The following is a 24880-nucleotide window of genomic DNA, read 5'->3' on the forward strand; positions in this document are numbered from 1 at the left end:
AGATAATCCCTTACAATCTCTATTTTCTTCTCGTATGCCACCTTACTTCTGGACATAAATATCTCCCCCTATAGAAGCAGTGTTTTATTTCACTGTCTCCTATAGGGGGAGCATATCACAATGCGCAGCCTGCGTTCTTTGTGTGTAAGTTAGTCAGCCTTCTTGAACATCTCCTTGTCCACGCCGCACAGGGGGCAGGACCAGGAGGAGGGCACCCGCTCCCAAGGGGTGCCGGGAGCCACGCCGTGGGCGGGATCGCCCTCGGCGGGATCGCCCTCGGCGGGATCATAGATGTAGCCGCACAGGGCGCACACCCACTTGCCGCCCTCGGTCTTGGGGGCATCCACCGGCACGGTGCACAGGGCGGCCACAGCCTTGGCGTAGTCGGCCATGGCGTCCAGGTCAGCCTGAGTGGGGGTGAAGAGAATGCGGAAGGGTTCGGCATAGCGCAGGCCCTTCAGAAAGGTGTGGAGCATGGGGGCGGCCTTGCCCTGAGGGCACTGGTGGGCGGAATGCTAGGAAATGCGTCGTCTATCCCTCTGCTTCCCTATGCGCCGCTGCTTCTGGCGCGGTTCGTCCCGCGCCTCGGGGCGTTGCGGCGGCGGTCGGCATTCCAGTTGACCAGCCCGTGTCCCACAATACAACTCAGGGCGGTAACTGGCGTCACCTATTGAGCAAGCGAAACCTGCTGATATTACTGGCAGGAAATATGATAGCAGGCGCGGTACTTGGCAATCTGGAAATCTATTGGCCGCCCTACCTGCAGCAGCTTGCAGGAGACTACACACCACTGATGGGTGTTATGAACTGCATCAGTATATTTGCGTGACGGCAGGAATGGCTCTCACAGGGCATCTGGCGGCCCATCTCCCATTGCAAAGAGTCTATATACTCTGTCTTGGCGATGCCGGGTTTGCTGGCATTGCTAGGTATGACAGACCGTATATAGGGATATACAGCCTGATCCTCCGCCTGGGGGCCATGCTGGGCAGCTGTATAGCGGCTGTGGTGCTGGTATATTGGGGCGTGCCTCAGCTATGGGCCTGGATGAGCCTTTTATTGGCCGCAGGGATCGTATTGCAGACATTATTCGGCATAACAAGGAAATCTGCGTTTTGACCTCTTTTTGTTGTTTAAGTGTCCCTCACCTGAAATGCGGCATACAGACAGAACAAGGCGCGCCCTGCGGCGCGCCTTGTTGCTGCTTATTTAACCTGCTTTCCCCCCAGGAACACGGCCTGGACCTTGCCGTTCCAGTCAAAGGGGTGGCCCTGGGTGACTACGATATCGGCATCCTTCCCCGGGGTCAGGGTGCCCACCCGGTGACCGATACCTGCGATCTCAGCCGGGTTGCGGGTGATGGCCGCCAGGGCCTCCTCCTCCTCCATGCCGCCCCGCACCGCCATGGCCGCGCACAGGGGCAGGTACTGGATGGGGATCTCCGGGTGGTCGGTACAGATGGCCACCTGTACCCCCGCCTTGGCCAGCAGAGCCGGATTTTCCAGGGTCTGGCCCACCAGCTCCGGCTTGGAGCGGCCAGTGAGGCAGGGGCCGGTAATGACCGCAGCCCCCTCAGCGGCCAGCAGCTCAGAGATCTTGTAGCCCTCGGTGCCGTGGACGATCACATACTTCAGACCGAACTCCTTGCTGAGCCGTACCGCCGTGGCAATGTCGTCCGCCCGGTGGGCGTGGAAGTGGGCGGGCACCTCCCCCTTCAGAACCGGCACCAGGGCCTCCAGCTTGGCATCATAGTCAGGCATATCGGTATCCGGGTCCTGCTCGGCTTTGTCCTGCTTGTCCTGATACTCCAGGGTTTTGGACAGTTCCTCCCGGATAATGGAAGCAATAGCCATACGAGTCACGGGAGTCTCCTTGCGGTCATTATAGGAGGTCTTTGGATTCTCACCCATAGCGAACTTCATGGCCGCCGGGGCCTTTACCACCATCTCGTCCACCCAGCGCCCGTCGGTTTTCAGGGCCAGGAACTGTCCGGCGATTGGGTTAGCGGAACCGGGACCGGTAAGCACTGTGGTGACGCCTCCCTCCCGGGCCTCCTGAAAGCCACGGTCCAGAGGATTCACGCCATCCAGGGCCCGCAGCTGGGGTGTACAGGGATCAGTCTCCTCATTACCGTCATCCGCCTCAAACCCCAGGGAATCTCCAAACAGGCCCAGGTGGCAGTGGGCGTCAATGAAGCCGGGCAGGATATGTCCCCCCTGGGCATCCAGAGCGCCCTCCGCAACGGCGGTCAGCTCTTCCATGGACCCTACCGCCGTAATCTTCCCGTCCTCAAAGGCCACATAACCCCGCTGGATCACCGGCCCATCCATGGGGTGGACCACCCCGTTGACAATCATCATCTTCTTTCCGACCCCTTTCGGCAAATCTTTTGTTTGACATATTCAGTAATTTATGGTATATTTTAGACACAGCTCACAAGAAGGACAAGTGCGATCCACATCACCATTCATTCCATTCTTCTGTGTAACATTGGGCGTCTCCTGACGGAGACGCCCGTTTTTTCTGCCTTTGTTCAGGGAACATACTGTTCGATCAAGGTCACATCCCGCTCCAGGTAGCCGCCGCCCCGCCACAGGCGGAAGTGGATCACATCGCCCGCTTCCATGCCCTTCTTCAGCGCCAGCAGTTCCTCAATGGTGGTGATGCTCTGGCCGTTGGCCTCCACGATCACATCACCGGGAAAGACACCCTGTTTTTTGGCGTTGGAATCCTGCTGCACACTGTCTACATAGACGCCCAGCGGCAGGTCATATTCCTCCGCCATCTCCTGGGTGATGGTATGACAGGTAATACCGATGGTTGGTTCTCCGCTGACGTAGCCCTGGCGGACAAGATCCTCCACCACCCGCTTGACGGTGGTGGTGGGAATGGCAAATCCCAGCCCCTCCACCGTATCGTCATAGGCGGACATCTTCATGTTGGTGATGCCCACCACCTGACCGTAGGCGTTGATGAGGGCGCCGCCGGAGTTGCCTGAGTTGAGGGCGGCAGTGGTCTGGATGAGTACCATACTGTACCCGTCCACATCCACATCCCGGTTGATGGCAGAGATGATGCCGTCGGTCATGGTACCCCGCAGCTCCTGGCCCAGGGGATTGCCGATAGCGACCGCCGCATCTCCCACACGCAGCTCATCGGAATTGCCGAACACCGCAGGATGCAGATTCTGAGCGTCGATCTTGAGCACCGCCAAGTCGGTGGGTACGTCCATACCCACCAGCAACGCCTCATACCTGCTGTCGTCCTGAAGGATCACCTCCACCGAACTGCAGCCCTCAATCACGTGGGTATTGGTAATGATGTAGCCGTTGGCGGACATCACCACGCCGGTGCCAAAGGAATAGGAGGTCCCCGCGTCTCCCCAGATGGATACGATGGACTGGATGTTTTCCTGATAGATGCTCTGGAGGGTATGGGCCCCTGTCTGAGGCTGTGGCGTCAGAGGCAAGGTCACATCATCCCCCAGAGGGGCGCGCTCTACGGTGGTCTCTCCCGTCTCCTCGTCCTCCCAATCCCAGGTACCCCCCCAGTCATAAGGGGTATTTTGAGGGGACTTATCACCAGAGTGGAATAAATTCTCCCTGGATGACAGGGTATGGCCCACCCAGCGCAGCACTACCGCGGCCGCCAGCAGCAGCGCCAGGACACAGCAGAAAAGCACCACAGCCTTTCCCGGCCCTCGCCGGCCCGGACGCCAGCGGCGGCCCTGGTCCTCCGGCGGATAGACCCGGTTCTGGTCGTAATAGTAGCCGTGCATGGCTCCCTCCTGTCCTTAAGCCAGGGTCAACGTAAAGTTAAACTCGGTCACACCGTCCTGGCTGGTCACTGTAATATTTTCCTTGTGGTTGTTCAGAATGGTCTTCACAATATACAGGCCCAGGCCCACGCCTTCCCGGTCCACACTGCGGGATTTATCACTCTTGTGGAATCGGTCGAAGATCATGGCCAATTCATCCGGTGGGATGGTCTGCCCGGTATTGCGTACCGCCACATGGGCCTTTCCTCCTTTGGCCGCAATGGAAATGCCCATGGTGCTCCCGTCGTTTGAAAACTTGATAGCGTTGTCCAGCAGATTATAGCACACCTGGGTGATGGCGTCCGGGTCCCCCCATACCATCACTGCCCCGTCGGGCAGCTGGGTGTCCACATCCAGATGCCGGGCGTTGATTTTGGTCTCCAGGCTCACCAGCACCCGCAGCATGATCTCGGAGACGTCAAACTGCTCCTGTGCGGTGACATTTTCCGCCGACTGGAGCCGGGACAGGTCCAGCATCCGACGCACCAGCCGGGACAGACGCCGGGTCTCGGAGGAGATAGTCTGGAGGGCGGCCCGCTCCCGCTCCGGCGGAATGGTGCCGTCCAGAATACCGTCAGAGAAGCCGGCAATGGTGGTCATGGGGGTCTTTAACTCATGGGAGATGTTGGCCACAAACTCTGACCGCCGCTCCTCGCTCTTGGAGATGGAGTCGGCCATGGCATTGAAGGCCTCGGCCAGTTCGCCCACCTCGTCCCGCCGGTCCTCATAGCCTCTGACCCGCAGCTCATACTCGCCGTGGCCAAACTTTCTGGCGATCTCGGCAATTTCTTTCAGTGGCTTGGTCTGCTTTAGAGAGGTCACGGAGCTGGTAAGAAAGGCGATACACAGCACCACCACCGCGGTAAAGATAAAGATGGTGGTAAATGCCCTCCACAGTTCAGTCAGGCTGGAGGCCTCCGCCGCCACATAGGCCACGCCCACCATGGTCTTGACCAGCTGACCGCTGTTACGGTCCAGAGCCTCCACTATAATGGGTGTGCCGGCCACATAGCGCTTTTCAGAAAAGAACCCGCCCAGGGTACTCATGCCGGTATAGCCTCCGGACTGGGCCACCTGCTCCACCACGGTACGGGGCAGATAGCGCCCCCCCAGGATATTGTAGCCCTGAACAGTCATGCCGTCGGTGGATACCACCATCTCTCCGTCAGCCTCAGTAATGAGCACCACAGCGTCGGAGATCTGGGCTATGGTGGCGATCATGGTAATATAAACGTCGTCCTCCACGCTGACGCCCAAGGCCCTGGATTTTCCGGTAAAGCTGGCCACATAATCGGCGTTGCGCTCCATGGATTCTTTGGTCTGACGGATGGTATACTGATAAGACAGGGCAAAAAAGGCGGCGCCCAGCAGAGCAAAGGACACCAGGATCATGCCTGCCGTCAGCATAAACTGCCGCTTATACAGGCTTCTCATGAGGCCGTCACAACCTCAAATTTATATCCTACGCCCCACACGGTCTTCAGGCTCCATTGACTGCTGACGCCCTCCAGCTTTTCCCGCAGGCGCTTGATGTGTACGTCCACGGTACGGGAATCACCGAAATAATCAAAGCCCCACACTTCATCCAGCAGCTGGTTGCGGGTAAATACCCGGTTGGGGGAAGCGGCCAGATGGTACAGAAGCTCCAGCTCCTTGGGGGGCGTGTCCACCCGCTTTCCATCCACCAACAGCTCGTAGGAGTCCAGGTTGATGACCAGCTTTTCAAAGGAGAGTTTCTTCTCTCCCCCTCCGTTTTCGTCCCCGCCGAACCGGCGCATCACCGCATGAATCCGAGCCAGCACTTCCTTCATCTCAAAGGGCTTGACGATATAGTCGTCAGCGCCCCCCTCCAGGCCCGCCACCTTATCCTGAGTCTCGCCCTTGGCGGTAAGCATGATCACGGGGGTCTTGTCATTTTCCCGAATCTTTTTCAGCACCGACCAGCCGTCCATAACGGGCAGCATGATGTCCAGCAGCACCAGGTCGGGCCGGAAGGAGCGGAACAGTTCCACGCCCTTGCCGCCGTCGCCGGCCACCGCCGTTTCAAACCCCTCCTTCTCCAGATAGAGGTGGAGCAGTTCGGCAATATTGGAGTCGTCTTCCACGATGAGGACTTTCTTGGCCATAGTACACCGTCCTTTTCAGACTAATCAAATGGTATTCTTCCGGTATGTCCGTTTATACCTGGGAACCTGTATCATACTTATCCTTATTATAATGCGTAATGAACAAAGCCGGAAGGCTTGAAAGCCAAATCTTTCAAGGCCAAATAGCTTTGTTCAGGTGCAAGGTTTTTGGACAAAGTTATCCAAAAAACCTTGCACCTTCCATTGGTGCGTCTCAACGCACCAATGGAAATACGCATTATAACAATGGCTGAATTCCATAAAATCGGCTCCCTTGAGCCGTTTTATGGAATTACGCGGCTACAGCCGCGGGAATAAACCGATTTTCGGTTTATTCATCAGACATTATTATACACGTTTCCCCACAGCGGGGGTGAACAATTTGTAAATCGCCTTATCTCGCCCCCACATAGGACCGGTCCAGCTGAAGCACCACATAACAGCCGGGCAATACCTGCTCTGCCGCCTCGGCAATGCGTCTGCGGATCTCCTCATCGCTGAGACGACAGCGGTGGGGCACCATCACGTCAAAAATCAAGTTGGAGTGGCGGGGTCCCCGGGTCAGGCGGAAGTCGTGGATGCTCATATCCGGGTCTATCTTCCGGACCAGCTCGCTCACCTGCTCCCGCAGGCGGGCAACCTCACTGTCTCCGGTTGCGATGGGGTCCATGTGGGCGGTGGTCTCAATGCCGAATTTCTCCTGGATCTCCCGCTCAATGTGGTCAATGGCATCATGGGCCTCCATAATATCGTTTCCCTCCGGTACCTCGGCGTGGAAGGAGCACATCCGGCGGCCCGGTCCGTAGTCATGGATCACCAGATCGTGCATCCCCACCACCTGCTCATGGGACAGGACCAGCTGCTGGATGGCCTTCACCAGCTCCGGGTCGGGGGCAGTACCCAGCAGGGGGTTCAGGGTATCCTTGGCCGCGCCCCAGCCAGCCCGCAGAATAAAGACCGCCACCACCACGCCGATCCAGCCGTCAATGCTTACATGGGCAAAGTGGCCGATGAGGGTGCCTGCCAGCACGGCGGAGGTGGCCACCACATCGGACAGGGAGTCGGTGGCGGTGGCCTGCATGGCCGCCGACCGGATACGCTTGCCCAGCTTCCGGTTGAAAAGACTCATCCACAATTTGATCAGGATGGAGCAGATGAGAATACCCACCGACATGATGGAAAAGGCTACTTCCTGCGGTCGGATGATCTTCTCAACAGAGGTCTTTCCCAGCTCCACACCCACCATTAAAATCAGCAGGGACACCAGCAGGCCCGCCAGATACTCGATGCGCCCGTGGCCGAAGGGATGGCCGTCGTCAGCCTTCTGCCCCGCCAGCTTGAAGCCCACCAGGGTCACCACTGAGGAACCAGCATCGGACAGGTTGTTGAAGGCGTCGGCGGTAACGGCGATGGACCCGGTCACCACGCCGGCAAAAAACTTGCCAAGCGACAGCAGCAGGTTAAGGAAAATACCCACTCCACCGGACAGCACGCCATAGCGCTCCCGCACCGCCGGGTCCTGTACCTGCTGATAATCACGCACAAAATGCCGGACCAAAAACTCCGTCATATACGTTCACTCCAAACCAAAAAACAGGATTCTTATTATTATCCCACGGAAGGGCTGCAACGTCAAGTTCCATGCCGTTTCCCCGGGAACAGAAAAAGAGCGCCGCGCCAAGCGCCGCGCTCTTTTTCATTTGTGTCTCACTCCAGATCGGCGGGCAAAAAAGCTTCGTAGGGCAGTACGGCGGACAACTCCACCATCAGATCGGAGAAGCCCCCCGACCGGTCCCAATCTGTCCGCGGGGTACGCAGCACCGCGCCCCCCTCCGGCGGCCGGATGGGCAGGGAGACCACCGCCCGGGACCCCCGGTCCTCCCGCTGCTCAAATACGATAGCCCCGCCGTGGAGGGCGGCGATCCGCCGTGCCACCCGCAGGCCCAGGCCCAGACCGTCAGGCCGGTGAAGCAGTTCCCGCTCCTCCCCTTCCTCCGGCGGCAGCAACCCGGGCCCGTCGTCCCACACGGTAAGCACCGCCCGGTCCTGGCGCACCGCCAGGCGCAGCCCGGTGTGGCCATCCTTCCCGGCAGCCCGGAAGGCATTGGAGATCAATCCAAGCAGCATCCGCCGCAGCTGGGGGCCATCCCCGGTGGTGATGAGACTGCCCTGCTCCTCTTCATAGGAAAAGCTCAGGCCCGCCTGTCCCGCCAGGGAGGCCACCTGCTCTCCAAGGCCACGGCACAGCCCCGCCAGGTCCAGACTGGTCCGTTCCACCGTCAGTTCGTCCTCCGGCAGCTGGAGGTATTCCAGATTGCCCAGCATCCGCATCATGCGGTACATACTCTGGTGAAGGATGGCCAGGTAGGGCTCATACTGCTGCCCGCCCTTCTCCTGTACCACCGGCGTCAGCAGCTGCACCGCCGCCGCCAGATTGTTCATCTGCTCCCGGAACTGCTCCACCAACAGCAGTCCCAGGTCCTCGGAAACAGGCTCCATGGGCCTCTCTCCTCCTCTCAGCTCCCAAAACACGGTAAAGTCAAAGTCAGTATAGCAAATATTTTGTCGAATCTCAAGGAATACGGTCGTATTACATCGAAACCGCCACGTTTACCGATAACCGCCATATAAATTTATACAGTTTCCCCAGTAAGTTTTGCATTTTTCCTCTTTTCATTCCAGGCAGATTAGTCTATAATGTAGTCGCGCCAAAGAAAGATGTATTAAGAGGCTATTTAGAACAAAGGAGAGATTCACTATGAGCATTAAAGTGGGTATTAACGGTTTTGGCCGTATCGGTCGTCTGGTGTTCCGCGCCGGCATCAACCGCTCTGACATCGAGTTCGTGGGTATCAACGATCCCTTCATGACCCCCGACTACATGGCTTATATGCTCCGTTACGATACCATGCACGGTCAGTTCGACGGCACCATCGAGTACACCGATGACGCCATCATTGTCAACGGCAAGACCGTGAAGTTCTTTGCCTGCATGGACCCCAAGGACATTCCCTGGGGCGAGGTGGGTGCTGAGTACGTCGTGGAGTCTACCGGCGTGTTCCTGACCCAGGAGAAGGCCCAGGCTCACATCGACGCCGGTGCCAAGAAGGTCGTTATGTCCGCTCCTTCCAAGGACTCCACCCCCATGTTCGTGATGGGCGTCAACCACAACACCTACACTTCCGACATGAAGTTCGTGTCCAACGCCTCCTGCACCACCAACTGCCTGGCTCCCATCGCCAAGGTGCTGCATGACAACTGGGGCATCACCGATGGTCTGATGACCACCGTTCACTCCACCACCGCTACCCAGAAGACCGTCGACGGTCCCTCCAAGAAGGACTGGCGTGGTGGCCGCGCTGCTGCCGGCAACATCATCCCCTCCTCCACCGGCGCCGCCAAGGCCGTGGGCAAGGTTATCCCCGAGCTGAACGGCAAGCTGACCGGTATGTCCATGCGTGTTCCCACCCTGGACGTGTCCGTTGTTGACCTGACTGTCAATCTGGCCAAGCCCGCCAAGTACGACGAGATCTGCGCCGCCATGAAGGCCGCCTCCGAGGGCGAGCTGAAGGGCATCCTGGGCTACACCGAGGACGCCGTTGTTTCCTCCGACTTCCTGGGCGACGCCCGCACTTCCATCTTCGACGCCGGCGCCGGCATCGCTCTGACCGACACCTTCGTGAAGGTCGTGTCCTGGTACGACAACGAGTGGGGTTACTCCAACAAGGTCCTGGACCTCATTGCTCATATGTATTCCGTGGACCACAAGTAAGTTACTTGAATCCAAAAAAGGGACGCTGCATCGGCAGCGTCCCTTTTTTCTGTTTGTCTCTTTGATACTGGGCAGCGCTTACACCAGTTCCTTCAGCAGGGGCTCAAACTGGACCCCTTCCAGAGGCGGAGTGCCGATCTGCATAGACTGCGCCACACACCGCTGGACAAAATCCACCGCCTGCTCCACCGATCCGGGCAGCTCATCCCCCCGCATAAGGGCACCCAGCAGCACGCTGGCGAAGAGATCGCCGGTACCGGGGAAGTGGGCGGGCTCCTGGTGGGCCATGGCAAAGCCGGTGGTGCCAGTGATGCGGTTAAAATAGCCCGCTCCGATCTGGCCTTCCGTCAGGCTGACGCCGGTGAGCACCACCGACCGCTTTCCTTTCAGGCTCAGCCGCTCCAGCCAGTTCCGGATGCCGCCTTCCTCAGTAGGACAAGCGTCATAGTCCTCATCCAGCAGCAGGGCGGCCTCCGTCCAGTTGGGCGTGATGCAGTCGGCCTGGTCCGCCAGCTGACGCATTTGCGCGCACAGCTCCGGGGTGTAGGTGCGGTAGGGCTTGCCGTGGTCCCCCATCACCGGGTCCACCAGCACCCGGGTATGTTCTCCCCGAAACTGCTGATAGAACCTCTCAATGATCCGGATCTGGTCTGCCGAGCCCAGGAAACCGCTGTAGATGGCGTCAAAGGTCACGCCCAGCTCGGCCCAATGGGCTGTGGTCCGCTCCATCTGACCGGTCAGATCCAGAAAAGTGGCCTTGTCACTGGGCGGGAAGGCGGTGTGGGCAGAGAGGCTGGCAGTGAGCAGGGGGCAGCACTGGCTGCCCATGGCGGACAGCACCGGCAGCACCACCGTCATGGAACAGCGGCCAAAGCCTGAAATATCCTGTATGGCAGCAATCCGGGGCGCAACGTTCATGGTCTGGTTCCTCCTTTGGGCTGCATATGCTATTTCATTATAATGCCTTCCTGTCCCTGCCGCAACCCCCTGTCGGAATTGACATTTTCCCTTACCGATGCTAAACTAGTGGATACACCACAGGCGGGTATGACGGAATTGGCAGACGTGCAGGATTTAGGTGCTGTCACCTCAGTGAAGAATTCATCAACCAGATAAAAGCGGGCATGTCCTGTTTTTATAGACGCGGCTCAAGCGCAACGCGCCGCCTCGGGTATCCCCTCCCCGAGTAAAAATAGAGGGAAACTGAATATGCGGGTATGGCGGAATTGGCAGACGCGCAGGATTTAGGTTCCTGTGAAGTGATTCGTGTGGGTTCGACCCCCACTACCCGTACCAACGTAAGTTGACGAGCTGCCAGAAACGGCGGCTCGTCGTTTTTGTTAATCATTCAACTAATAATAAGTTTGGAGGTGTTAAAATGTTAGATACGATAGGTGCTTTCGGGAGTGGTATTGGAACCAACCTTTTATCTGATTCTTTGAGCAAGAAACTTGAGGCTTTCAAAGACAAAAAAGCAATTGCCTCTTTCACCCAAAGTCTGCGAGATTGGGAAATTGAATTTGAAAAACAGAATGACGGCACTATCATCACAAACGGCGCATTTTATTCACATGTGAAGTATCATAATGTAATTGAAAATATTGTGGCTTATGTCCTTGAGCCGAGTATGAATGCCGTGACTGAGGATGAATTTCTAAATTGTCTCCATGAAAAAATGGTAAGCAGGATCGAAGAAACGACCGAAAAGAAATTATCTTGGAACGACTCAAGACTTATTCGGAATTTCCTTACACACTTACTTACAACAACAAGAGCCTTTCTTTTTCAAAAAATATCTTTGGAAGATCGCGGCCTATTCTATTTGGTTTGCCAAAATAATGCCAAACTTGAGCACTTAGAACGGATTGTAAAAGAGAAATTCCAAATGCAGGATCAGAATGTCCAGCAAATTGTAGAACAACTCTCGATGGCTATTCAGAAGTCCGAAACAGAGGAACGCATCAAAGCAAAAATGGCTTCATGGAATTCCAGACAAATAAAGAACCTTGGTAACCGGTATACGCCAGATTTGAACATCCCTGTTGAAATAATGGACTCTCTCCACGGAGCATCTGTCGATCAACAATTTCAGAATATATTCTATGACAAAGTAGATAAATTTTTGATTGCGATGAGACACACAGAGCTTAGTGAAATCAACGCATTGTGTGATGCCATAGAGAAATATGCAATAGAATTGAATTTCTTCAATATTACATCAAGCGACATCGATGTAATAATTTCAACAGTTAACGCTATCAAAGATTTTCTAACCAGCAAAATAGAAGAATATTATGAAAACCCCGAAGGGAAGAAAAGTTTTGACAGTAAAGCATACCAGTTATACGAGAAACTGGGTATTGCCAACGAATTTAACGACTATCTAACTAATACAACTGTTAGGGTAGCCGTTTCCCCGTACATTATTTTGGCCGGAGATGGTGGTGTTGGAAAATCACATCTTATTGCCGATTACATTGATAACTGTGATTCTTTGGGGCAGACATCTTTACTTCTGTTAGGCCAGCAGTTTTCTGCGGGAATGGATGTTTTGGCTATTCTCCCAACTCTACTCGGTTGTGATATTACTTATCACGAACTTTTTGATATATTCGAAGCGATTGCCTGTGCTCAGAAAAGTCGTGTCCTGATCTGTATTGATGCTCTTAATGAAGGTGCTGGGGTAACTTTTTGGAACAGTGTTCTTGGTGGACTCGTTGATTTCCTGAAAGAGTTTCCTCACATTGGCCTCCTCGTGTCTGTGCGTACACAATATGAGGATCCTCTTTTCGACGGACAAGATACGCTTAGAGCACAAATGCAACGAATTGAACACTTCGGTTTCACTACAGTTGAACACGATGCCATGCATCAGTACTTCTCTTTCTATGGAATAACCATTGACTCTGTAGTATTCCCAATTTCAGAATTCAGAAATCCGCTGTTTTTGCGGCTGTTTTGCACCGCAAATAGAAATACGCACATTAGTCTGGGCGATATTTCATTGCCGTTTGTTTATTCGCAGTACATTAGTGTGATGGAGCAGAAAGTCGCTGAAAGATGTAACTATAACAAATCTTATAAATTAATTTCAAAAATTATTGACGAAATGGTTTCCAAACGTATCAATGAACATAGTGGAACCGTTTCACTTTCGCTTGATGATACCCTTGCACTAATAGTTGATATCTGTAAGAAATGGAATGTTAACACCGATGTGTATAGTGCACTTCTTGCGGAAGGAGTTCTTACACAAGGCATTACATATAACGGTGATGAGTATGTTTATATTACCTACGAACGACTGGAAGACTACTTTTTAGCACAGAAAATAGTTTCAGCGTATGCACAGTTAAGTGAGGAGCAGTTTTTTGAGAAGTATTCTTGGATGTTAAACAAGCCGGACCTCCTTCAATTCTTTGGTATTGTCCTTGCTGAAGACTGGGAATATGAACTGAGTGATGTATTTTCCTCTGAAAACGCGAAGAATACATATCGTGTTCGCAATGCATTTCTTTATGGCTTATTATGGCGAAAAACAACCAGTATTACGGAGCATACTATAGATTACATTAACTCGGAAATCCTGCAATATGAGTATAGTTTCAACCAGTTTGTAGATGTTCTCTTCGCATTATCAGCACGCCCAAACCATCCTTTGAATGCCAAAAATGCATTTAACTTTTTTCATGGGGTAAAAATGTCAGACAGAGATGCTACATTTATTCCGATATTTGACGAATTATATAGTAATCACGATTCAGCGCTTTATCGACTCGTTGAGTGGGGACTTGTTCACGCCTCAAAGCAAGCTATTACCGACGATATTGCGGAAAGTTGTGCAATCATCCTTTCTTGGCTCCTAATTTCGCCTAACAACGAACTTCGGGATAAGGCAACAAAAGCTATCATTTGCATCCTGAACTCACACATGCCGGCATTATTATTCTTGATGCGGATATTTGAAGAAATTGACGACCCATACATTTCTGAAAGAATATATGCTGTCGCATTTGGCTGTGTGGTAAATGAAGATTCACCGCAACAGGTCAGGGCACTGGCAGAGCATGTTTACAAAAACATATTTGATAAGGATGTTGTATATCCAAATATACTGTTGAGAACCTACGCCAAAAACATTATCGATTATGCACGCCACATAGGCTGTGTTGAGGACGGGTATTTCGACGCAGAAAAAATCACACCTCCATATAACAGCAGATTCCCAGAAATTCCTTCGGATGAAGAGATTAAAACATATAAGTTGGACTATAACAGCGAATCATTTAGAGATTATCATTGGTCACAATTAGCTATTTTGAATTCAATGAAGGTTGAATACAGTCGAAGCGGTCAACCTGGTGGCTATGGTGATTTTGGAAGGTATACCTTTCAATCGTATTTTTACGCTTGGAAACAACTACATCCTATAGATTTAAAAAACATAGCCATTAAGCGTATCTTTGAACTGGGTTATGATGTCGAAAAGCACGGAAAATATGATCGAAATTGTACTGATCGTGTTGGTTTAGGGTTTCAGTTTGGAAGGAAGGAGCGTATTGGGAAAAAGTATCAATGGATAGCACTTTATGAATTGGCGGCTCAAGTCTGTGACAATTATCAGATTACGGTATACGACAATGACATAGGGGAACCACATCAGGAATACTGCAAGGGTTCTTTTGAGCCGGATATTCGGAACATCGATCCAACGGTACTTGTTACTCCTGTTTTTGATAATTTGCATATCGATATCGCAGCATTTTCATATGACATCCCAAACAATACTTATGAGGAATGGCTTGCTGATTTTTCTGACACACCTACTTTTGTGCAATGCGTAAAGCTACAGTCCGGAGCACATCAATATCTCTTACTTACGGGTGAATATGATTGGAAAGAAGCTAAGCGTTTAGGTTTCCGTTCATATGACCTTCCTCGCAAAGATATGTGGCATCAAATCAGAGGATATGTTGTAAAGAATGAATATGCTGAATCACTCATTTGCGCTCTTTCTGGTGTTGACTTTATGGGGCGTTGGATGCCTGAAGCTCAAAGTAACTCAGCAATGTACAACAAAGAATATTACTGGTCTGATGCGCATACTTTCTTTAATAACCCATATTATTGTGGTTTAGAATGGGTAAATATCGATTCTGACCGCCTTAATTATGTCTTCCCAGGAAAAGTATTAATTCCTGTTAAACAGTATTATAGCGAACGAAAAGGCGAACTGAATTGTTTGAATTCAGAAATAGCGTCTATCTACTGGCACAAACCATGCGAGGAAATATATACAAAATTGCAATTAAAGTATTTAAAAGGCAGTAATAGCGCGTTTGTTGATGGTGCTGGGGAATTAGTATGTTTTGACGGTTCAGAGCTAATAGGTAATGATACAGGTTTCTATATCAGGTACGACAAGCTCCTTGAGTTTTTGAAAAGCAGCAGTTATACATTAGTGTGGACATCTTTGTGCGAGAAGCGCATATTGACTCCTCCGTTTGGAAGGTGGGATTTACCACCCAAGGCAATACACATGTCTTCTGTTTATTATCTGAAAGACGGTAAAATAACGAAAGCCAGTGAAACATTATTCGAAGACAGACTATATTATTAACGAGGTCTTGGATTGGAAACGCTTCCTTTCAATTTCTCTATTACAATCTCATCTATCTCCCGCTCCAGTTCCTGCACTTTTTTCTGTAACGCAGAAATGTGGGCGTCGAGGATTGGTTTCCTCAACGCCCACATTTTTTGCATCTGCGCCAGTTTCTTCAGTTCCTCCGCGCGGCTCTCACAAGCTGTGGAAACGAGCTCCCATACCCTCGCATCCAGCGTTTCCTCGTGGATTCGGTGGGAGGCACAATAGGTTTTGCCGTTCCTCTGATAGCCTTTGCAGACATACTCCACACGGCTGTTGCCCCTCCAATATCGGATCATCGGAACGAATGGGTTGCCGCACTCGGCGCAGGCCAAAAGACCTGCATAACGGTGCCTGGCTTTATTGCCAGGTGCCGGGTGTTTCCTGGCGTTTTGGTTCAGCAACTCTTGTACCCGCCCCCAATCCTCCCGCTGGATGATGACCGGATAGACGCCCTCGTGCCGAAACTGTTCTGCTTCTGGTACAGCATAGGTTTTTCCTTCGCGCATTTGCTTGCGGTGATTTGTCAGCACACCGACATAGCTCTCATCGGTCAGAATGTTTTTTACACTGGTATAGGTCCAAACATAACTGCCGTCTTTGGCTTTGTGGATGTCCTGACGCCGTTTTCCGTACCGTTCATACTGGAGCTGCGCCGGAGTTTTTCGTTCCCGTTCATTCAAGCGCCGGGCGATTTCCTTCAGTCTGACACCACCCAAGTACAGAGAGTAGACCATTCGCACGGTTTCAGCGGCTTCTTCTATGACCTTGATTTCACCAGTGTTCTTATCTTTCCAGTACCCGAAGGACGGGATAATGACGATACCCTCTTTTTGTTTTTGATGGTATCCAGCCCGAATCTTCCTGCCAATGTCTTTGGCATAGTAGTCATTCATCAGGCCGCGGACGCCGATTATCAAATCATCCTCATCGCGGAAGGTATCGACCCCTTCCGTTGCGGAGATCACCCGCACCTGATGTTCCCGCAGATAGTCAATAAATAATGCGGTCTGGGTCCTGTGGCGGCCAAGACGGGACAAGTCCTTTACGATGACAGCGTCGATTTTATCTGCGTCCACAGCCGCCGTGAGCTCGTCCAGCCCACGGCGGTTGAACTTCATGCCGCTTACATTGTCATCGAAGGACTGTCCCACAATGATGTATCCGTGCTGCTCGGCAAACCCATGGCAGGTCTCCTGCTGGTTCAGGAGAGAGTTCATCTCCTCGTCATCATCGTTTGACAGTCGCGCATAGATCCATACCCGCATCTGTTATCACCTATCCCGCATAGTAGTCGCCATAGATGATCGCACCCAATCGGTCATAATCGAAATCCGCAGAAAGGATGGAGTCCGTTTGCTCCCCATTTTCGAAGATGTCCAGATGATCCCGGAAAGGCGCTTTCAGCCGAATCTCTAAATCCAGCTTACCATCCTCCTCGTGAACAAGGATCTTTTCCACCAGCATTTTCAGATGTGCCTCCGACATTTCGCCGTCTTGAAGAATATCGTCGATCAGTCTGATGTCTCGCTTTAGCTTGGCCTGGCGGCTGCGAAGCATTTCTGAGATGTTCTGCAGTTCTTCGATCTGCTTTTTGGCCTCCGCGATCTGCTCTTCACGCTTTGCGATCATTCGGTCATAACGTTCCGCGTTGACCTTATCCCGGATGCGTTCCATCAAGATCACCTCCACTTCCTCCTCCAGCAGGAGAATGTGTTCTTGCAGTTTGCTTATTTTGGCACTGGCCACGGAAGCTTTGGGTGTCCACTTTTCAATGAGCCACTCCAGCCTCGACCAGTTTTCCTGATACAGTTTCTTGGTCCGGAGAAGCTCCGCGCTGATCAGGCGGTCCAGTGTTTCCTCATCCACCATGTGAGAGGAGCAATGCTCCTTGCCGTACCGATGGTAGGTATCACAGACATAGACCACCCGTTCGCCGTCCTTCAGTTTGATCCGCTTGCCGATGAAAGTCCGGCCGCAGTCCTGGCAGCGCAGCAGGCCTCCGTACCGGAGGATACCCTTGTTGGTACCGGCTCGGGTATTTTTTGCCTTGCGCTCCACAAGAAGTGTCTGCGCCAGTTCCCATGTCTCACGGGTCACGATCACCGGCAGATAGTTTTCATGGCGGAACTGTTCCTCCGGGTCGGTGAAGCGGAAGGTCTTATTGATTTTATTGCGCTCGCTCTTGTGGCAGATCAGCGTGCCAATGTAGCTCTCATCCTTAAGGATTCGGCCAACCATCGTCGCGTCCCACAGATATTTCTTGAGAATCCCATCCTGCGTATTGGGCAATCGCTTGTTTAACAGCTCCATCTGCATGAGCGCGGGCGTTTTTCTTCTCTGCTCGTTCAATGTACGGGCAATGGCTTTCATCCCGCTGCCGTCGGTATAGGCGGAGAAAATCATGCGGACAGTTTCGGCGGCTTCCTCAACAACAACGACCTTCTTGGTGTTCTTGTCCTTAAAATATCCGAAGGGCGGAATGGTCACGATGCCCTCCTTTTGTTTCTGCCGGTAACCGGTCCGCACACGCCGGCTGCCATCACGGGCGTAGAAGTCGTTGACCAGTCCCTTGAAGCCAATGATGAGATCACCGTTCTCGTTAAAGGTATCGATGTTTTCCGTCGCGGACAGGACCCGCACATTGTGTTCACGGAGGTAGTCAATGAAGAGTGCGGTCTGTGTCCGGTGCCGGCCAAGGCGGGACAGATCTTTGACGATGATGGCTTCAATTTTCCCTGCCTCGACCACTTCATAGATTTTGTCGATACCCTCACGGTTGAAGTGCATGCCGCTGACATTGTCATCGAAGGATTCGCCAACCACTTGGTGGCCGTTGCTAATCGCAAAGTTATATATGATTTTTCTCTGGTTATTCAGAGAATTGAGTTCTTCATCCTCATCTCTGGACAAGCGGTAATAGAGCCAGACTTTCATAATCGTTCCTTTCCGCTATGGTGTGCCGATTATTCACGACACACCATAGCACACAAGTTTTTGAATAGCTATCAAAACCAATCAGGCCACTTCATTTTCTACCTTACCAACAGAATCAGCAGGCTGATTTGTGTACGGATCATCCACAGATAGATAGTCGTGGATCATCATTTTCAAGAAGTGATCGAACTGGGCATCTGTCCCCACATAGGAATACATGACACTTTTGATGTTGGATTCTTTTTTCTTTCTACCCATAGCGTTCCTTTCCCCCGAAACCAGTTCGGGCAACAAAAATAGCAGACCGTCACATGGTCTGCTGCCAGATTTGCTCTTCTTCGTGATCGTCCTCGGCATGGCCTTGGGCGATTTTCTTTTGCTGCTTCTTACGGAGCGTCTTCCTGTCTGTGTGGGGATGCATGGTGGTGCTGTCCATCACGGGAGCAGCAGACTGAGACTGCTCCAGACGGTATCCAAGCCCCACCACAGCAGAAGCAACGCCGCCGCTCCCATCAGCAGGACTGTCCATGTGGGAGCATCCAGGTGCGGCAGTCGCAGTCTGGGCAGTCTGATGCTGGGCAGAGAAAAACGCTTCTCGTTCCGCTTCCCAGCCTGTTCGCTCATCTGCTCCAGGTGCTTCACCGCTTTCAGAAGCTCGTCCATCTGCGTCCGAGTCGGGAGCTGCGCCAGCAGTTCGCTGATCCTCTTCAGATAGCCAATCTGTCTCTCGGTGTGGTACCCCAGCGTGTAGAGGTCGTTCTGCAAATCCTCCCACTCCGCTCTCGTGGGATGCACTTCGGGAGGCGGCGTCTGCTCCTGCGCCAGAGGCTGCGGTGTGGCCTGTGCCATCTGCGCAGGTCGGTTCTTCTCCAACAGCTCGTCCATGGATAATTTCTGCTCTGATCCTGAATTCATATTCCATCTTCTCCTTCAGATATTTGTCCCCGAACAGCAGGCGGTCACGGCACTGCCAGCCGCTGGGTGTGGTGTAGGTGATGTTCCGCCGGGAGGTTTCCCAGCGGACCTTGCAGCCCTCGCTCTCCATCAGTACAATGAATTCCTCACGGGTGGAGGCGTGGCGCATACAGTCGTTGATGAGATTCATGAGCTGCAGCTTCTTGCTCTGGCCATGGGCCGCGGTGTGATACTCACCGACTGTCATGGTCTTGGTTTTCTGCTTCCTGTCTTTAGGCTTGAACACAGGGAGAGAAAACTCCATGCAGACCTGATCGTTGCGCTGCCGCAGTTCCTGGAGCTGTTCCTTTGCGATGTGCAGTTTCTTTCCGGTATCGAAGTTGACCGAGTTGATGAGGAAGTGCGAATGGATGTGTTCCCGATCTGTGTGGGTGCAGACCAGAACTTCATATCCCTCATAGTACTCAGCCAGCTTCAGCGCCGCTGCGTGAACGGTGACTGGGTCGACCGCTTCGCCTTTCGGGAAGCTCTGCACCATGTGGTAGAACAGTACGCCATCGGTCTTGTGATGCAATCGTTTGGTGGTCATGAAGTCTGCGTAGACAGATTCCAGCTGGCAGTTGATACCTGTAATCAACTTCCGCCCATCGAACTCAGTTTTCTTATCCTGCATGGTGTACCGCATCACGGCTCCCATGCACCCGGTGGTCTGGCCCCGCTTATAATTGGTGAAGCTGATGATCGCCATTTCTCACCACCGCTTTCGTTCAAGGATCAACCGGACAGCAGCACAGAGTTCAAAGAACGCCTGGCGCACACCGTCCAGATTGATCACCGTGACGCGCCCCATGTGCGCCAGGGTGACAAGCTGATTCAGATTTCTGCCGATGGACTTCAGCTCCTTGAGCACTTCTTTCAGTCCATCGACGACCACCACCTGCTTTCCCAGACAGCAGGCCGTCACATAATCGCTCATGGACATCCCGGAGCGTTTCGCCAATTCCTTGATAGCCTCCCGGTCTTCGGATGCCATCCGGGTACTGAACTTGATATCTTTTTTCATGTCGTTTCCTCCAGCCTTTCGTAAAAATGGGGTGTGGGGCAGCGCCCCGCAAACAAGCGGAAGGCGGGCGACGGCTGTGCCGTTGACCAGACAAACGCGATGCTGGCCGTCGTCCAAGCGGACGACGAATCCCTCGCTTCGCCGCCAGCGGCGAAGCTCGCTCTCTCTGTCGCTTGTCCTCCTCCCGCCGAACACCCGCACTCCTCCTTCGGCCACAAACGGCCCAACACGGCGTTTCTTTTGCCTTGCGGGAGTTTACTCGCTGCCCCCGGAAACCGCCCGCAAATCGCCGCACAGCGCTCCGGCAGGGTCAACAGGGTCGACCGCCGGGACACCCTTGGTATCGTCACTTTCGGCACGCTGCAGCTCAATGAGCCGCCTTCCGTTGCTGCGGCGCACCCCAGCGGAAATGCCGATTTTCCTTAGTGCGTCAAGGTTTTGCAGGATCTGTCTGGACACTTTCTTGGGCGAGATACGCTCCACGCCTACAGGGTCGATTCGTTCAGACAGCTCTGTGGGAGTGCCGATAAATTCGGTTCGGTCACGCATCAGTTCAGAGAGGAGATAAACGATGCGGTCGCCCAGCAGCTCCGGCCGTGTCCGGCTGTCCGATACCAACTCCCACACATTTTCACCGTTGCGCTCCAGCGTCAGCTCCCGGTATTCAATGTCACGGCCAATACAAGAGAGCTTCGCTCTGCCGCTGCCCCGCCGTTCTTCCACCAGGGTGAAGCTGGAATCCACCGCACCGCTGATAGCAGTCGTACCAGAGATGCGATTGAACACATCGTCAGCGGTTTCCTTGCGCAGATGATGGATCAGCAGGATGGCGGTGCCGTGGGTATCTGCGATCCGTTTTAACACAGACAGATCCCGGTAGTCGTTTGCGTAGGTTGCGTCGCGAGCCGGACGAACCATCTGCAGCGTGTCGATGATAACCAGTACCGTATCCGGGTGGGCAGTGAGGAATGTTTCCACCTGCTCCTCCAACCCCTGTCCAATGAGGGCGCACTCCGTGCAGAAGTGGACGCTGCTTGGTGCCTCCTCGGTGATCTCGAAGAGCCGGTTCTGGATGCGGAGGACGGAATCCTCCAAGCAGAGATAGAGGGTAGTGCCTTGCTTCACGGACATCCCCCAGACAGGTTCGCCCTTGGCCACCATGACGGACAGCCACAGAGCCAGCCAGGACTTTCCCACCTTGGGAGAGCCGGCAAGGATGTGCAGCCCCTGAGACAGCAGCGTGTCCACCACGAAGTTGAGTGGTGTCAGCGGCAGGCTCATCAGGCTCTCACCGTCGACGGTTTGCAGTCGTTTTGTTTTACTCATCAGGATCATCCCCTTGTAAAAAAGATAAGGACAGAGACCACGCGGCCTCCGTGGCTCTTGTCCTTTCACTTGATTATTGGGGGGATTTTGATAAAATGAGAATATCGCAAGACAGGCAGAAAACGGATATAGGACAGAGGAGGTGGCCCTATGCCATTGGGAATCAGGCAAAACAACAATCTCCTGCATCTGACAATGGATGTCTGGCAGGATCAGATCTTTTTTAACGAGACCGTCTACCCGGCCGGCCACTTTGCCTCCGAACTGTTGAATGTTCCCGAGGAGACCATACGGGAACTGGTCGCCCACGGCGGTGCCATCAGCCATCATGTGGAGGCCCTGGCCAAGGCTGGGCGGGGTGAATTTATCAACCTGCTGGACGGGACCCACACCTCTCTGGAGAAGCTGTTGGACGCCCTGTGGCACTGTCCGCCGTACAGCCTGATGGACAAAGGGCAGGAGTTACACACTTTGGAGGTGCTGTTTTCCCCGGCGTCCCACAACGACCTGCTGAAGCCGGCTTCGCCTGCTCGGGAATTTTTCTTCCGCTATCTGGTGGCTGCCTTCAGCATCCCCCTGGGCATCCAGCACTTCGCCGTGGCGGCACGATATTTTGAGGAGGGCTATCTGCGACGGCTGAAGAAACGGACAGAGACCTTCTTTGCCATGGCCGCCCACGACTGCTTCAACAGCGAATGGTTCTGGAATATGATGCGTGATTTGCCGGTACCGGATGTTGAGCCATTCACCATCACACCGAACCTGAGATCCTCCTATGTCTTTGCCCGACACCCAAAACAGGAAAAGGAAACCGTATTTGTGAACCGGTACTTCTTTGACCATGCCATCAGCTTCTACATCTTTGACCTGATGAACGGACTGCAGCACGGCCATGCGCCCAGCCGGTGCTGTGGCTGTGGAACATACTTTCTCACCACCAACGGCCATATGCCGAAATACTGCGATGGCATTGCTCCCCAGGACCCCCGCATGACCTGCCGGCAGTACGGCGCCATGATGCGGCAGAAGGAGCAAAACAAGCAGCACCCGGTCTACCGCCTGTTCACCACCCGCACCAACACCATCCGCAAGCATCACCAGAGAGGAAAGATCTCCGACGAGCTGCGCAATGAAGCGCTGTATGTAGCGGAGAACCTTCGGGACAAGGCGCTCATGGATAACGACTATGCCGCCAACGGCTATGCCTGCGATATGGAGCAGGAATCGATCTACGCCCAGGCGAGAGCGCGCCTTGCCCGGGAGGACCGGCCATGAGCATGTATTGCTGTGATGATCTCTGCCTGAGTAACGAGGAGCTTGCACTGCGGATACAGGACGGCGATCCGCAGGCCGCTCCGCTCCTGCTTTCCCAGAATGAGGGATATCTGACCATGCTGGCCGCAAGCTACTGCGAGCAGTTTTCTCAGGAGTTTCTGGTGGACGACCTCAAGCAGGAGGGGGCGCTGGCACTGCTGGACGCAGCGACGCGGTTTGATCCCTCCTATGGAACAAAGCTGCTGACCTATGCGACCCCCGCCATTGAGACAGCCATGCGGGACTGCGCTGCCCAAGGCTCTTTTTCTCTGTCGCTCCCACTGGACCGTTACCACCAGCTGCGCCAGGTAGCGTTTCTCTATGCTACACATGAGGGGGACACCGAAACAGATCTTCTACCAGCCATTCAAGAGAAGCTGACGGTCTCTGCCAAAGTAGCCAAGCGTCTGTTGGAGGAACACCGCACCGTGTTTCAGATCGAGTCTCTGGGCGAGCGTGTCTTTGACCTTGGGTGTGGTGGTGACCCCGCCAGGGCCTATGACCGCTTCATGCGCCGGACGCTGCTCCTCCAGCGCATGGAGGAGGTTCTGAGCCCCAGAGAGCTGAATCTGGTGCGCTGTTATCTGGGGATCGGCCAGCCCAACGAGCAGGGCATGACCTTTCAGGAACTGGCCATCCGGCTCAACTACAACGGACCCAGTGGTGCGGAGAAAGCATATAAGGCTGCCATCCGGAAACTGAGAAAGCAGTTGAACGGCGGCACTTACGGCCAGTGGCTCTTCATCCAGAAAGCCATTCGCAAGGCCAGAGCGGAGGCAGAAGCTGATTCCGGTTACTATGTGCCGCCGCAGACCACCTGGCTGGACGAAAAAGAACTGGCGGAGCGGTTTCTCTGTGAAGTTGTTTCTCTGATCCATGTCCATGAGATCTTCAGCGACGCATTGGAGCAGGACGCAGAATAAGCAGTGCGGCACCAGGCTTTGTCCTGATACCGCACTGCTTTTAATTTATCCCATGCTTCCAATTTTATTACCGTTCTCGTACATATCCTCGGCGTATTCCACATGGTTGGGGCCTTGACTTTCTATCCAGCCGAAGCCCGGCACATAGACCATGTTGTCCAGTGCCGGGGCAGGCTCTGGTTCTTGCTGTGGAGTGGCATTCTGTTCAGGTGGGACTGGTACTTCACTCGCTGGGGGCGTTTGAGCAGGCGATGGCTCCGGGACAATGTCAGCTTCCTCGACCAGTTCCGGCAGTGTTGCTTTCGCCTTTTCTTCCTCTGGCGATATGACTTCTTCTATTTCTGGTATCTCCGGAACTTCGGGCTGTGTGGTGATTACAGCGGCTGGCGTGGGCAGTGCGGGTGTTTCCCCGGCTGGCTCTTCCTGCGGCCACACAGCAGCACACAGGGCCAGACAGGCGGCGAATGCTGCGGCAGTGATGATTCGTTTCTTCATGTTGCTTCCTCCCTTCCGGACATGGAAAGAGCGCCCGATCTCTTCGCTGTACGGCGAGAGACTGAGCGCTCTTTTTCATATTGATTCAGTTCCATGGAGAGCCGCCACGCCAGCTCAAATCCAGAGATAAAGCTGTCCATGGAGCGTTCTTCTGCCATCAGACTCTGGGCATCCATGATTCGCAGTACCAGCCGCCGTTCCGGTTTCTCCAGCACTTTGATCAGTGCCTGGTGGCATTCTTCCACTTCCTGCTTCTGCTCCGAAAACTCAGGCGGGGTGTAGAAACAGTCGTACAGGTCCTTGAGTCGTGTTTTCATGCGTTGCACCTCCTGGTAGCAACACACCATACCACAGGACGAGGAAAATAGCTATACGGTATGTTTGAATAGATTTATTATGGGTTGTACATTTTTACAGTCCGTTTTTTAGCACATATTTTGATGCATAATTATTATGTTTAACATTAGACTGCATTTTGTCACCGTAGATTGCAGCGCAGGTGGTGGTAAAAGCGCATATTTCGTGATACAATAATTTAATTCACACTG

Annotated in this window: 21 protein-coding genes and 1 tRNA gene; 5 read left to right on the forward strand and 17 right to left on the reverse strand. The window is 53.5% G+C overall.

The window, feature by feature from the left end:
- Positions 1–149: 149 nt before the first annotated feature.
- The 8 genes from WHJ28_RS16555 to WHJ28_RS13285 form a co-directional block, all read right to left on the reverse strand.
- The gene (locus WHJ28_RS16555) at positions 150–476 is read right to left on the reverse strand and encodes a rubredoxin (RefSeq protein WP_425461146.1); all 327 of its coding nucleotides are present in this window, start codon (positions 474–476) and stop codon (positions 150–152) included.
- Between the two features lie 729 nt (positions 477–1205).
- Positions 1206–2360, reverse strand: a complete 1155-nt coding sequence (locus WHJ28_RS13255; RefSeq protein ID WP_340042545.1) for an amidohydrolase — start codon at positions 2358–2360, stop codon at positions 1206–1208.
- A gap of 173 nt (positions 2361–2533) precedes the next feature.
- Positions 2534–3778 (reverse strand): S1C family serine protease, encoded by a 1245-nt coding sequence (locus WHJ28_RS13260; protein ID WP_340042546.1) that lies wholly within the window; start codon positions 3776–3778, stop codon positions 2534–2536.
- Positions 3779–3793: 15 nt separating this feature from the next.
- Positions 3794–5251 (reverse strand): sensor histidine kinase, encoded by a 1458-nt coding sequence (locus WHJ28_RS13265; protein ID WP_340042547.1) that lies wholly within the window; start codon positions 5249–5251, stop codon positions 3794–3796.
- On the reverse strand, positions 5248–5943 hold the full coding sequence (locus WHJ28_RS13270) for a response regulator transcription factor (protein WP_340042548.1): 696 nt from the start codon (positions 5941–5943) through the stop codon (positions 5248–5250). The genes WHJ28_RS13265 and WHJ28_RS13270 overlap by 4 nt, the downstream gene beginning before the upstream one ends.
- Positions 5944–6337: 394 nt before the next feature.
- Positions 6338–7513, reverse strand: a complete 1176-nt coding sequence (locus WHJ28_RS13275; protein ID WP_340042549.1) for a cation diffusion facilitator family transporter — start codon at positions 7511–7513, stop codon at positions 6338–6340.
- The gene (locus tag WHJ28_RS13280; protein ID WP_340042550.1) at positions 7479–7643 is read right to left on the reverse strand and encodes a hypothetical protein; all 165 of its coding nucleotides are present in this window, start codon (positions 7641–7643) and stop codon (positions 7479–7481) included. Before WHJ28_RS13280 ends, WHJ28_RS13275 begins: the two co-directional genes overlap by 35 nt.
- Before the next feature lie 7 nt (positions 7644–7650).
- Positions 7651–8442, reverse strand: coding sequence for a sensor histidine kinase (locus WHJ28_RS13285; RefSeq protein WP_340042551.1), 792 nt, complete (start codon positions 8440–8442; stop codon positions 7651–7653).
- Positions 8443–8701: 259 nt separating this feature from the next.
- On the opposite strand from WHJ28_RS13285, the gene gap reads away from it, so the two are divergent.
- Complete coding sequence (gap, locus tag WHJ28_RS13290) at positions 8702–9715, forward strand: type I glyceraldehyde-3-phosphate dehydrogenase (protein WP_087328567.1); 1014 nt, start codon at positions 8702–8704, stop codon at positions 9713–9715.
- A gap of 78 nt (positions 9716–9793) precedes the next feature.
- Here gap and WHJ28_RS13295 read toward each other — a convergent pair whose 3' ends face one another.
- Positions 9794–10633 carry a pyridoxamine kinase gene (locus WHJ28_RS13295; protein WP_340042552.1) on the reverse strand — a complete coding sequence of 280 codons (840 nt, stop codon included), beginning with the start codon at positions 10631–10633 and terminating at the stop codon, positions 9794–9796.
- A gap of 293 nt (positions 10634–10926) precedes the next feature.
- Here WHJ28_RS13295 and WHJ28_RS13300 point away from each other — a divergent pair.
- Together WHJ28_RS13300 and WHJ28_RS13305 are read left to right on the forward strand one after the other, a co-directional pair.
- A tRNA-Leu gene (locus tag WHJ28_RS13300) sits at positions 10927–11011 on the forward strand.
- An 82-nt stretch (positions 11012–11093) separates the two neighbouring features.
- Complete coding sequence (locus tag WHJ28_RS13305; protein ID WP_302667387.1) at positions 11094–15335, forward strand: NACHT domain-containing protein; 4242 nt, start codon at positions 11094–11096, stop codon at positions 15333–15335.
- Here the strand turns inward: WHJ28_RS13305 and WHJ28_RS13310 are convergent.
- The 6 genes from WHJ28_RS13310 to WHJ28_RS13335 form a co-directional block, all read right to left on the reverse strand.
- Entirely contained in the window at positions 15332–16627 is a 1296-nt protein-coding gene (locus tag WHJ28_RS13310; RefSeq protein ID WP_302667388.1) for a recombinase family protein, read from the reverse strand. The genes WHJ28_RS13305 and WHJ28_RS13310 overlap by 4 nt on opposite strands.
- 10 nt (positions 16628–16637) lie before the next feature.
- Positions 16638–18296, reverse strand: coding sequence for a recombinase family protein (locus tag WHJ28_RS13315; RefSeq protein WP_340042553.1), 1659 nt, complete (start codon positions 18294–18296; stop codon positions 16638–16640).
- Between the two features lie 81 nt (positions 18297–18377).
- Complete coding sequence (locus WHJ28_RS13320) at positions 18378–18554, reverse strand: hypothetical protein (protein ID WP_340042554.1); 177 nt, start codon at positions 18552–18554, stop codon at positions 18378–18380.
- A gap of 49 nt (positions 18555–18603) precedes the next feature.
- Positions 18604–19959 (reverse strand): relaxase/mobilization nuclease domain-containing protein, encoded by a 1356-nt coding sequence (locus WHJ28_RS13325; protein WP_340042555.1) that lies wholly within the window; start codon positions 19957–19959, stop codon positions 18604–18606.
- A gap of 3 nt (positions 19960–19962) precedes the next feature.
- Complete coding sequence (locus tag WHJ28_RS13330; protein WP_302667392.1) at positions 19963–20274, reverse strand: plasmid mobilization protein; 312 nt, start codon at positions 20272–20274, stop codon at positions 19963–19965.
- A 255-nt stretch (positions 20275–20529) separates the two neighbouring features.
- Complete coding sequence (locus WHJ28_RS13335; protein WP_302667393.1) at positions 20530–21600, reverse strand: AAA family ATPase; 1071 nt, start codon at positions 21598–21600, stop codon at positions 20530–20532.
- A gap of 150 nt (positions 21601–21750) precedes the next feature.
- Here WHJ28_RS13335 and WHJ28_RS13340 point away from each other — a divergent pair, with 150 nt between their 5' ends.
- On the forward strand, positions 21751–22875 hold the full coding sequence (locus WHJ28_RS13340) for a DUF6076 domain-containing protein (protein WP_302667394.1): 1125 nt from the start codon (positions 21751–21753) through the stop codon (positions 22873–22875).
- Entirely contained in the window at positions 22872–23837 is a 966-nt protein-coding gene (locus WHJ28_RS13345; protein WP_302667395.1) for a sigma-70 family RNA polymerase sigma factor, read from the forward strand. Before WHJ28_RS13340 ends, WHJ28_RS13345 begins: the two co-directional genes overlap by 4 nt.
- Positions 23838–23882: 45 nt before the next feature.
- On the opposite strand, the gene WHJ28_RS13350 is transcribed toward WHJ28_RS13345, so the two are convergent.
- Together WHJ28_RS13350 and WHJ28_RS13355 are read right to left on the reverse strand one after the other, a co-directional pair.
- On the reverse strand, positions 23883–24332 hold the full coding sequence (locus tag WHJ28_RS13350; protein ID WP_302667396.1) for a DUF6550 family protein: 450 nt from the start codon (positions 24330–24332) through the stop codon (positions 23883–23885).
- The gene (locus WHJ28_RS13355) at positions 24329–24649 is read right to left on the reverse strand and encodes a DUF6809 family protein (protein WP_302667397.1); all 321 of its coding nucleotides are present in this window, start codon (positions 24647–24649) and stop codon (positions 24329–24331) included. The genes WHJ28_RS13350 and WHJ28_RS13355 overlap by 4 nt, the downstream gene beginning before the upstream one ends.
- Positions 24650–24880 lie beyond the last annotated feature (231 nt).

This window comes from Flavonifractor porci (assembly GCF_037572415.1).
Lineage (GTDB): Bacteria > Bacillota > Clostridia > Oscillospirales > Oscillospiraceae > Flavonifractor > Flavonifractor porci.

Excerpts from the sequence above, each read along its gene's own strand:
- WHJ28_RS16555 (WP_425461146.1), bottom strand. The coding sequence starts at position 476 with ATGCTCCACACCTTTCTGAAGGGCCTGCGCTATGCCGAACCCTTCCGC.
- WHJ28_RS13255 (WP_340042545.1), bottom strand. The coding sequence starts at position 2,360 with ATGATGATTGTCAACGGGGTGGTCCACCCCATGGATGGGCCGGTGATC.
- WHJ28_RS13260 (WP_340042546.1), bottom strand. The coding sequence starts at position 3,778 with ATGCACGGCTACTATTACGACCAGAACCGGGTCTATCCGCCGGAGGAC.
- WHJ28_RS13265 (WP_340042547.1), bottom strand. The coding sequence starts at position 5,251 with ATGAGAAGCCTGTATAAGCGGCAGTTTATGCTGACGGCAGGCATGATC.
- WHJ28_RS13270 (WP_340042548.1), bottom strand. The coding sequence starts at position 5,943 with ATGGCCAAGAAAGTCCTCATCGTGGAAGACGACTCCAATATTGCCGAA.
- WHJ28_RS13275 (WP_340042549.1), bottom strand. The coding sequence starts at position 7,513 with ATGACGGAGTTTTTGGTCCGGCATTTTGTGCGTGATTATCAGCAGGTA.
- WHJ28_RS13280 (WP_340042550.1), bottom strand. The coding sequence starts at position 7,643 with ATGAAAAAGAGCGCGGCGCTTGGCGCGGCGCTCTTTTTCTGTTCCCGG.
- WHJ28_RS13285 (WP_340042551.1), bottom strand. The coding sequence starts at position 8,442 with ATGGAGCCTGTTTCCGAGGACCTGGGACTGCTGTTGGTGGAGCAGTTC.
- gap (WP_087328567.1), top strand. The coding sequence starts at position 8,702 with ATGAGCATTAAAGTGGGTATTAACGGTTTTGGCCGTATCGGTCGTCTG.
- WHJ28_RS13295 (WP_340042552.1), bottom strand. The coding sequence starts at position 10,633 with ATGAACGTTGCGCCCCGGATTGCTGCCATACAGGATATTTCAGGCTTT.
- WHJ28_RS13305 (WP_302667387.1), top strand. The coding sequence starts at position 11,094 with ATGTTAGATACGATAGGTGCTTTCGGGAGTGGTATTGGAACCAACCTT.
- WHJ28_RS13310 (WP_302667388.1), bottom strand. The coding sequence starts at position 16,627 with ATGCGGGTATGGATCTATGCGCGACTGTCAAACGATGATGACGAGGAG.
- WHJ28_RS13315 (WP_340042553.1), bottom strand. The coding sequence starts at position 18,296 with ATGAAAGTCTGGCTCTATTACCGCTTGTCCAGAGATGAGGATGAAGAA.
- WHJ28_RS13320 (WP_340042554.1), bottom strand. The coding sequence starts at position 18,554 with ATGGGTAGAAAGAAAAAAGAATCCAACATCAAAAGTGTCATGTATTCC.
- WHJ28_RS13325 (WP_340042555.1), bottom strand. The coding sequence starts at position 19,959 with ATGGCGATCATCAGCTTCACCAATTATAAGCGGGGCCAGACCACCGGG.
- WHJ28_RS13330 (WP_302667392.1), bottom strand. The coding sequence starts at position 20,274 with ATGAAAAAAGATATCAAGTTCAGTACCCGGATGGCATCCGAAGACCGG.
- WHJ28_RS13335 (WP_302667393.1), bottom strand. The coding sequence starts at position 21,600 with ATGAGTAAAACAAAACGACTGCAAACCGTCGACGGTGAGAGCCTGATG.
- WHJ28_RS13340 (WP_302667394.1), top strand. The coding sequence starts at position 21,751 with ATGCCATTGGGAATCAGGCAAAACAACAATCTCCTGCATCTGACAATG.
- WHJ28_RS13345 (WP_302667395.1), top strand. The coding sequence starts at position 22,872 with ATGAGCATGTATTGCTGTGATGATCTCTGCCTGAGTAACGAGGAGCTT.
- WHJ28_RS13350 (WP_302667396.1), bottom strand. The coding sequence starts at position 24,332 with ATGAAGAAACGAATCATCACTGCCGCAGCATTCGCCGCCTGTCTGGCC.
- WHJ28_RS13355 (WP_302667397.1), bottom strand. The coding sequence starts at position 24,649 with ATGAAAACACGACTCAAGGACCTGTACGACTGTTTCTACACCCCGCCT.